Source organism: Candidatus Magnetaquiglobus sp., from assembly GCF_058402785.1.
This window is the reverse complement of record NZ_JBZVFG010000055.1, coordinates 16,508-24,709: the sequence shown is the minus strand read 5'-3', so window position 1 is coordinate 24,709 and position 8,202 is coordinate 16,508. Positions and strand designations below refer to the sequence as shown.

10 protein-coding genes and 1 tRNA gene are annotated in these 8,202 nt (G+C 59.1%); 4 read left to right on the top strand and 7 right to left on the bottom strand.

Features of this window, described 5'->3' with window-relative positions:
* Window positions 1-117 precede the first annotated feature (117 nt).
* A tRNA-Val gene (locus ACV4UY_RS14580) sits at window positions 118-192 on the top strand.
* A gap of 258 nt (window positions 193-450) precedes the next feature.
* Here ACV4UY_RS14580 and ACV4UY_RS14575 read toward each other — a convergent pair.
* The 7 genes from ACV4UY_RS14575 to ACV4UY_RS14545 form a co-directional block, all read right to left on the bottom strand.
* On the bottom strand, window positions 451-1,077 hold the full coding sequence (locus ACV4UY_RS14575) for a hypothetical protein (RefSeq protein WP_491608304.1): 627 nt from the start codon (window positions 1,075-1,077) through the stop codon (window positions 451-453).
* Between the two features lie 137 nt (window positions 1,078-1,214).
* Window positions 1,215-1,679: a universal stress protein gene (locus ACV4UY_RS14570; protein ID WP_491608303.1), complete on the bottom strand. Its 465-nt coding sequence runs from the start codon at window positions 1,677-1,679 to the stop codon at window positions 1,215-1,217.
* 37 nt (window positions 1,680-1,716) lie between these two features.
* Window positions 1,717-1,848 (bottom strand): hypothetical protein, encoded by a 132-nt coding sequence (locus ACV4UY_RS14565; protein WP_420903478.1) that lies wholly within the window; start codon window positions 1,846-1,848, stop codon window positions 1,717-1,719.
* A 9-nt stretch (window positions 1,849-1,857) separates the two neighbouring features.
* Window positions 1,858-3,543 carry a YeiH family protein gene (locus ACV4UY_RS14560; RefSeq protein WP_491608302.1) on the bottom strand — a complete coding sequence of 562 codons (1,686 nt, stop codon included), beginning with the start codon at window positions 3,541-3,543 and terminating at the stop codon, window positions 1,858-1,860.
* Between the two features lie 36 nt (window positions 3,544-3,579).
* Window positions 3,580-4,047: a rhodanese-like domain-containing protein gene (locus ACV4UY_RS14555; RefSeq protein ID WP_491608301.1), complete on the bottom strand. Its 468-nt coding sequence runs from the start codon at window positions 4,045-4,047 to the stop codon at window positions 3,580-3,582.
* Window positions 4,048-4,200: 153 nt separating this feature from the next.
* Window positions 4,201-4,419 carry a toxin-antitoxin system HicB family antitoxin gene (locus ACV4UY_RS14550; RefSeq protein WP_491608300.1) on the bottom strand — a complete coding sequence of 73 codons (219 nt, stop codon included), beginning with the start codon at window positions 4,417-4,419 and terminating at the stop codon, window positions 4,201-4,203.
* A 117-nt stretch (window positions 4,420-4,536) separates the two neighbouring features.
* Window positions 4,537-4,680 carry a type II toxin-antitoxin system HicA family toxin gene (locus ACV4UY_RS14545; protein WP_491608306.1) on the bottom strand — a complete coding sequence of 48 codons (144 nt, stop codon included), beginning with the start codon at window positions 4,678-4,680 and terminating at the stop codon, window positions 4,537-4,539.
* Here ACV4UY_RS14545 and ACV4UY_RS14540 point away from each other — a divergent pair.
* From ACV4UY_RS14540 to nusA, 3 genes are all read left to right on the top strand, one after another.
* Window positions 4,621-4,869: a hypothetical protein gene (locus tag ACV4UY_RS14540; protein WP_491608299.1), complete on the top strand. Its 249-nt coding sequence runs from the start codon at window positions 4,621-4,623 to the stop codon at window positions 4,867-4,869. The genes ACV4UY_RS14545 and ACV4UY_RS14540 overlap by 60 nt on opposite strands.
* Before the next feature lie 1,049 nt (window positions 4,870-5,918).
* On the top strand, window positions 5,919-6,515 hold the full coding sequence (rimP, locus tag ACV4UY_RS14535; protein WP_491608298.1) for a ribosome maturation factor RimP: 597 nt from the start codon (window positions 5,919-5,921) through the stop codon (window positions 6,513-6,515).
* Between the two features lie 50 nt (window positions 6,516-6,565).
* Window positions 6,566-8,068, top strand: coding sequence for a transcription termination factor NusA (nusA, locus tag ACV4UY_RS14530; RefSeq protein ID WP_491608297.1), 1,503 nt, complete (start codon window positions 6,566-6,568; stop codon window positions 8,066-8,068).
* The last annotated feature ends 134 nt before the right edge of the window (window positions 8,069-8,202 follow it).

The following is an 8,202-nucleotide window of genomic DNA, read 5'->3' as shown; positions in this document are numbered from 1 at the left end:
CTTGGCAAGTTTTCACCTGCATGTCAAGTGAATTTCAAATGCGATTGCCCTGGCAACCCGTTTGGGAGGGGTTGACCGGCTCCGAAAAACCGGTTAGTATATGTGGATTCGCAGCATGGGCGGTTAGCTCAGGGGGAGAGCACTACCTTGACACGGTAGGGGTCATAGGTTCAAATCCTATACTGCCCACCATTTTTAAAGGCCTTACACGACGGGCGGTTGACGGGGTTTCCAGTCAACCGCCCGTTTCGTTTTCAGCCAGTCAACGTGACCGAAGCGTGACCACGATCCAGGACCGCCACTGCCGCCCGGATGTTCTCGGGAGCCAAGTGGGCATAGCGTTCCGTCATCCGCACTGGACTGGAGCAACACCGGTCGTGTAACCCCGGTCGGTCGTCCACCTGCCGAACTTGATTTTGCCTGAGCCCCCGACAACGGTGCAAGGCATGGTCAGAGTCCAGTGAGTGCCATCCCGCCCAGCATCAGGGTCAATACCAGCCATTCCAGAACTCCGCTCCAGACCAGCAGTCGGACGATGCGTCTGGTTGATGGTTTCAAGCCCGGCAACCACGCCAGATACCAGCGACACACAGGGATCCACCCCAGGTGGGCGTGCCAGAACAGGTGACGCCGTATCGCGCGACCCCACGGGATCAGGCTCGGGTCGATCGCGCGGGCGCGGGCTGCTTGTGCCGAGGGTTGGTCGGGGAGGGGGTGATAGTGTTCCGTGAGGGTCAGGGCCGAGCCCTGATCGTCGTGTTCCCGCCGGGTGATCTCCAGTGCTCGTTTCCAACCCGAGTCGTAGGTTAGCAGCCAGCCATCCGGTACGGCCGAGCAAGTGATCTGGCAGGTGGTATTCTGGTCGTTGGCTTCGTTGAAGGCGTGCAGGTGGGCGCGCCATTCCGGTCGCAGCGGGTTGGGATCGGCTTCCCAGCGATCCAGGCGCAGGGTGGGGTTCAGGCCGAACAGGCGGCGGGGATTGGTGTCGATGAACTCTGCCAGTTCGGTTGCGGTCAGCCACGGGATGGAGACCGTGATCCAGTTGCGGTTGCCGGATTGGGGAGGTGGTTGGTCCATGGTGGGGTGAGGTCGATGGGTGATGGGAGGGGTTTTGCTGGCGGGGGCGGGGCAAGGCCCCGAGGTTTTGAATGGGCCTGGCATTTCGAGGCGCCGCTTCCGCATTTGAACCGGAGACCTTGCCACCCCGTAACGGTTTACCCGCAGCTTCCCTCCCACGGCGCGATCAGCAACGGTACCGCAAGCCCCCGCGCCAACCCCTCGACCCGCACCCGATCCCGAAACCCCGGCACCCCTCCAGGTCGCCGCGGCCCGATCACCATCATCACCGGACTGATCTCCGCGGCCACGCGCGATATGACCTCGGTCACATCCCCCTGCCGCAAGAGCGCACGATAACCAAGCCCGGAGGCCAGACACCGCTCCCGAACCCCACCCACCACCACCTGGGCCTCTTCGGACAGGAGATTTTCCAGATAGGAGCCGAACGCATCCCGCGTGGCGGCGTTGTTCAACCAGTCATCCCCCATCATCCCTTCCCAAAAGGCCGGCACCACCAACAGATGCGTGACGCGCGCCTGCAACAGAAGAGCCATGCGCACGGCCAAGGCCTCGGCACGCCGGGCCCCTGGCGTGCCGTGATGGGCCAACAACAGGTCCACGCCCGCATCCAATCGCGTGGATGCGGGCGTCCCACCATCACCCATGTCCGATCACCAGCAACACTCCCACGGCAATCACCAGAGCCGCCACCAACGCGGCGATATCCTCCAGACGGTCGCTCTTGAAGATCGACAGCGCTGAACCACGATCAAAAGAAGGGTGTTCCATGCCGACACCTCATACGGTTTTGGAGACAAAGAGCAAGACCACGATCAAGGAACCCACCGCCTTGATCAACCCCACCACCGATCCGATCACCAGCGGCGTGCCGCCAGCCTGACGAAGGGCATGACCGGTGATCTGCATGCCGAGTCCGATCAGACCCAGCGCGAACAACCAGGCGATCCAGTCGCGATACGCCTTGATGACCGGCGAGTCGTGCCAGGCGGCCTTGCTGGCGTTCTCCAGAATTCCCCTGGTGGCGCCGTCGAGTTGCGGGATCTTGGCCGCGGCCTTGAGAAGGTTGTCCTGATCACGGGAGGTGAGCTTGCGGTTGGCGATGAGATCGGAGAGGGCCTTTTTCTCCTCCGGGGTGCGCATCTTGGGGAGTTCACTCTCCAGGAGCCTGGCCTGTTTGGGCTTGAGGAGCTTCTCCTCCTTGATCTTGTCGCCGCTGAAAAATTTCCCTTGATAATGGTCCGCGGGCGCGAAGATGCCCAGGGAACTCAAGGCGAACATCAGGATGAATCCCAGCACGAAAATCGGGAATTTGCTCACCAGCACATGCACCAGATCCACCTGGGTGGCGCTCTCCTCGTGTTTGACGTACCAGGCGGCCAGCCACAGCACGATGATCGGCAGAAACAGGACACGGGTGATGTTGAAGATTTCGGCGACCTTGAGGGTTTCGATCCCCTCGGGATCGAAGGCAAGGGCGGCGCCCGCCACCTGGGCGGAGTTGAGGATGCCGGTTCCGGCCCAGGCGCCGAACTGAACCGGCGTCATGTGGAACAGATGGCCGACGGTGGGGAAGATGAACATGCACATCACCCCCCAGGCCAGGATGGTGCCGATGGTGTAGGCGATCTCGGCGGCCTTGGCCTGGACCACCGGCGCGGAGGCCACGGTGGCCGAAACGCCGCACACCCCCATGCCTGCGGAGAGGACACCGGTCATGGAGTTGCTGGATTTCATGCGCCGCCCCATGAAAAGCACGATGCCCACCGAGCCCAGCACGAAGATGCCGATCAACACCACGCTCAAGGCGCCGAGCTGGGCCAGTTCGGCGGCGGAATAGAGGGTCCCCAGCAGGATGACGCCGGTTTTGAGGAACAGGCGCGACAGGCGAACGCCGTTGGCGGCCCAGGCGGGAATGCGCAGCACGTTGACCACGAAGATGCCGATCAGGATCCCCAGCACCACGTAGTTGAGGTTGAAAATCTTGGCGAAGTCCCAGGAGAGGGTGCCGGAATCCTTGACCGCCTTGCCCCAGTTGGCGAAGAGCGGGTCAAGTCCCCAACGGACCATCAGGGCGATGATCAGGATGAAGCCCACCCCTGGAATCGTGGAGACGATGTAGTCCAGCTGTCCGGGTTTCGGGCTCCAGGCGAGGATGAACAGACCCGCCAGGGTGAAAAAGCCGCCGAAGATGAAGGAGAGTTTGGCCTGGAACGCTTTTTCCTGATCGAACTTGGATTTCGGCATTTTCAGGGTGGGCGCCGGTTTTTTCTGCGCCTGGGCCAGCTCGGTGGCGACCCTCAGCTCGGCCTCGTACTTCTCCTTGACCGAGACGTGATCCTTGAAGGCCGCCTGTTGCAGCGAGGATTGCAGGGTATCCACCGCGCCCAGATGGTTCAGGCCGCCCCACAGCAGGATGAGCAGCCCGATGATCAACAGCGCGGGCGATTTATGGGTATAGATCATGGCCGTGGCCTCTCCACGCAAGGGTGAATCCGCGCGTTACTCGATCGGCAGTTGACGGGCTTTCCAGTCCGGGAAACCGTTGCGATACCAGTGGAGATTCTTGTAGCCCTCCCGCGCCATGACGGTGACCAGCTTGAAGGATTTCCAGCAGCTGGCGGCGTTGCAGAAGACCACGTAGTTTTTCTGCTTGTCCGGCATCTTGCTCAGATCGTACTTGTCCTTGGTGGCATCGAATTGAACATCCTTGGCGCTGTTTTCCGGATCGTAGGGCACGGAGATCGCCCCCTTGATGCTGCCATCGACGAACTCGGCGGCCTTGCGGGCATCGACGAGGATCGCCCCCTCGGCCTGGAGCTTCTGTACCGCGTCGGCCTCGATCAGATTGACCCCGGCGGGCGGCGTGGTCGGGACCTGCGGCGGATCGCTGGCGTGAGCCGTGCCGATAAGCAGGGTGAGGGCCAGGGCCAGGGCTTGAAGGAAGCCAACGGGTCGAATGGCGGGCATATTCTCCTCCTTGGAATCAGTATGACAATCTTAATCATCGGCATGTGCCGACTGGGTGGCGGGGCTACCGGGAGAGTATAGGCCGTTCGCGTCTGATTTCAATGGCGGAAAACAACAAATCCACCGTTGCCAAGGCATGCCCGACCGGACCGGTCAGGATTCGGCCTGCACGGCGTGCTCGAGGGCTTCGCGGACGAATTGATTCAGGCTTTTCCCCCGGCGTTTGGCGACCCAGAGGGCGCGAGCGTGGAGTTCGGGTGCCACGCGGGCAGGAATTTTTCCCGAGGAGGGTTGGTCCGGGATTTCGCCGCGCGCCTGACAGCTCCGCAGATAGAAATCGACCGCCTCTTGATAAGGCTTGGCGGATCTCACCCACCGATTCGCCGTGAAAGGTGATCAAGGCGCGTATGCCGGAAACCCGATCGACAAAACAGCCATCTTCCTCACTGTACTCGATGTGGCTGGCATACCCTTGGTACATCATGGGGGTCATGGTTTGACTCCAAGTCGTAAGCAAAATTCACGGGCGGCACGAACCTGATAGGGTTTGGCCTCCTTGCCCGGATGGGGTCGATGGAAGTCGGCGCGCTCTCCGCGCAGCTTGAAACCGACCCGCGAGCCGCTGCCTTCGATGATCTCTGCCCCGAGCGCGAGGAACAGGGCTTCGATTCGGACTCATTCCAAAGAGAGGGGAACCGGTGTGGCGAAGAGCGCTTGCAGGGTCTGACGATGCTTGCTGTTTATGGGGGAATGGTAGCATGGATCCGCCGTTATGGCGAGTCTGGCCATTTTGTCGGTGTTGACAAAAAAAATCGTACATAGATATCATTGAAATTATCGTTGAACCCAATGCAAACTTAAAATTTATTATTTTGATGAATTTTAATATGGAAATACAGGCCCCTAAGATAACTTGAAGTAATCAACTATTTTTAAGATTTCATTTATTGAATGGTTTGATCTTAAGTATATAGCAATGATTTTCTAACCAAATAACACTGCGAAAATTTGAATATGGAAAATCAGATTAATGTGGTTGCATCGCATTCTAGACCATATGCTTACGACAAGATCCAATTAATTGAATTCGATTGTCCTAAAGGTGAAGAAAAGATGAACGTAAGGGAAAAGGAAGTATCTTTCGGGAATGTTCTTGAATGTGGATGCGAAAATCGAACTTATTATCCACATTTAGAAAAGAAAAAATAGTGTCTTGATATTAAATTCATCATTTCTAACAGTATCAGTATTATTCTTTATGTAATAACAACTTTCTTGACAGCAAAATCAAGTCTTTCGCGACCAATAAACAGGGTAAATTATAATGAGTATTCATGTTGGTGGGATCAGTATTCTTGATGAGTTGATAAATCTAAGATACGATCTTGCCCGGACTCAGAATATTCTGCAGTGGATAGTTGATAATAATCTGGATCGAATCAGATTGCCTAATGAGACGGAGGTAAAAAAAGATTGATGAAGATGCATATAATGCGACCGTGAAAAGGTTTCCAAGTTCAGGGTTATACAAGAAATAAACATCATAAATTTCAGGAACGCATTCGCTATCAGAATTTTATTAAAGTGTGCCGTTAGAGCCCTGTTTGTTACGGCGCGTCCTCATAAGGGGTGGCAGCGGGCGGACGGTTGTGCGCAAGGGGCTTGCCGGGGAGAAAATTTTCGGTTATCCTTGGCTTTTAGGTGGAAAGGGGCTATAGTCCCCTCGACTGATTCGCGGATGGAGTGGGAAAAGTCGGCTATGCCGGCTTTTTTGGTTTCTCGGGCTGGTGAATCGCACGGTTTTAAGCAAGCCATCCGAGCAATCCATTCCGAACAAGGCTTTCGATCGTCCAGATAAAGGTTGGCGTGGTTTGACCGAATCTTCCGAAATTCAACCGATCCGGCTCACCCTGGCCGAGCAGCTGGAAAAACTGGCCAGCGAGGCCGCCGTCGCCGAGGGGTGCGAACTGGTCGGCGTGGAGTTGCACTCCGAGACCGGGGGACGCCTGATTCGCGTCTTTCTCGACCGCCCGGAGGGTGGCCTGCGCATCGCCGATTGCGAGGCGGTCAGCGAACGGCTGTCAGGGTTGATGGATCTTCACGACCTCATTCCAGGCCGTCATCGCCTGGAGATCTCCTCGCCGGGCCTGACCCGACCCCTGAAACGACGCGAGGATTTCAGCCGTTTCAAGGGGCGGCTGGCCGTGATCCATGCCGTTGTGGCGCCAGGAGAGGCGCCCCCCGAGGTCCCACCGGTCGCCACGGAAAAAGGGCCGGGTCGCAAGCCGGTGGCGGGCGCCAACCGGAAGATGGTCAAGGGCACGCTGCAAGGCGTGGAAGAGGATGACGTGCTGATCGACGTGGGTGATACCCGGCAGCGCATCCCCTTCCGTCTGATCGCCAAGGCCCATCTGGATTTTGAGTTTAACCGTGGAACTCCCGAAGGGAACTCCACTGGTGGGGGGTGAGGGGATTCTCCTCCCATCGAAAATATCAGCCATAGCACCGGGTGTCATTCATGAGTGTTGAAATCGTACAGATCGCCGAACAACTGGCCAGGGAAAAGGGCATTCCTCGCGACATCGTCATCGAGGCCATGGAAGATGCCATCCGTACCGCCTCCAAACGCAAGTACGGCGCCCACAAGAACATCCAGGTGACCTTCGAGGGCAAGTCCGGCGAGTTCAAGCTCAATCAACTCCGCGAGGTGGTCGAGAACGAGGATGCGCCGGGCTACGAGGGTCCGGATACCCACATGTTGCTCTCCGAGGCGCAGAAACTCAATCCAACCGCCAAGGTGGGCGATTTTCTCGCCGAACCCCTGCCGCCGATCGAATTCGGGCGCATCGCTGCCCAGACCGCCAAGCAGGTGATCGTCCAGAAGGTGCGCGAGGCCGAACGCGACAGCGTTTACCGCGAATACATCGATCGCAAGGGCACCCTGGTCAACGGTCTGGTCAAGCGGGTGGAACGCAACAACATCTACGTGGATTTGGGACGCGCCGCCGCCTTCCTGCCCCACGAACATCAACTGTTTCGGGAGCACTACCGTCCCGGCGACCGCATCCGTGCCTACATCCACGAAGTGCGCGACGTGCAGCGCGGTCCGCAAATCATCCTCTCCCGCACCGCGCCGGAGATGGTGCCCAAACTCTTCGAGATGGAGGTGCCGGAGATCTACGACGGCATCGTCGAGATCCGCGCCGTGGCGCGGGACCCGGGCTTTCGCAGCAAGATCGCGGTGCGCTCCAACGACGCCCATGTCGATCCGGTCGGCGCCTGCGTCGGCATCCGCGGTTCCCGCGTCCAGGGGGTGGTGACCGAGTTGCAGGGCGAACGCATCGACATCATCGAATGGTCGTCGGATCCGGCGGTCTTCGTCTGCAACGCCCTGGCGCCCGCCGAGGTGATGAAGGTGGTGATGGACGAGGACGAAAGCCGCATCAAGGTGATCGTGGACGAGGATCAGCTGTCGCTGGCCATCGGACGGCGCGGCCAGAACGTCCGTCTGGCCTCGGAGCTGACCGGTTGGAAGATCGACATCATCACCGAGCGCGAAGAGGCGGAAAGCCGTGTCGAGGAGTTCGGAGCCATTGCCCGCGAGTTCATGGAACGGCTCGATCTCGACGAGGAGGTGGCCACCTCGCTGGTTCAGGAGGGGTTCACCACCCTGGAGGAGGTGGCCTACGTGCCTCTCGAGGAGTTGGCCGGCATCGACGGCTTCGACGAGGAGATCGCCCGCGAACTGCGTACCCGCGCACGGGATCAGTTGCTGCACTCGGCCCTGGAGAACGAAGAGCGCAAGGCGGCTTTGTCGGTCGATCCGCGCATCTCCCAGCTGCGTGGCTTGACCGATACCATGGTGATCGCCGTGGCCGAGAAGGGGATTACCCAGCTGGACGATCTGGCTGATCTCTCCACGGACGAGCTGTTGGATATGATCGGCAATGGCCTGAGCCGCAAGGATGTGGAACGGGTGATCCTGCAGGCGCGCGAGCTGGCGGGCTGGTTCGAGGAGTGAGGTGACCGCCCCGGATCGCGCGGATCGGAACGCGAGCACCCCCCGGAAACGGGAGAAGCCGCGTCACCGGTCGGCTGAAAAGGAGAGTCGGGAGCGTTCGAACGACGCCGGGCGGGCCGGGAACGGTCGGGCCG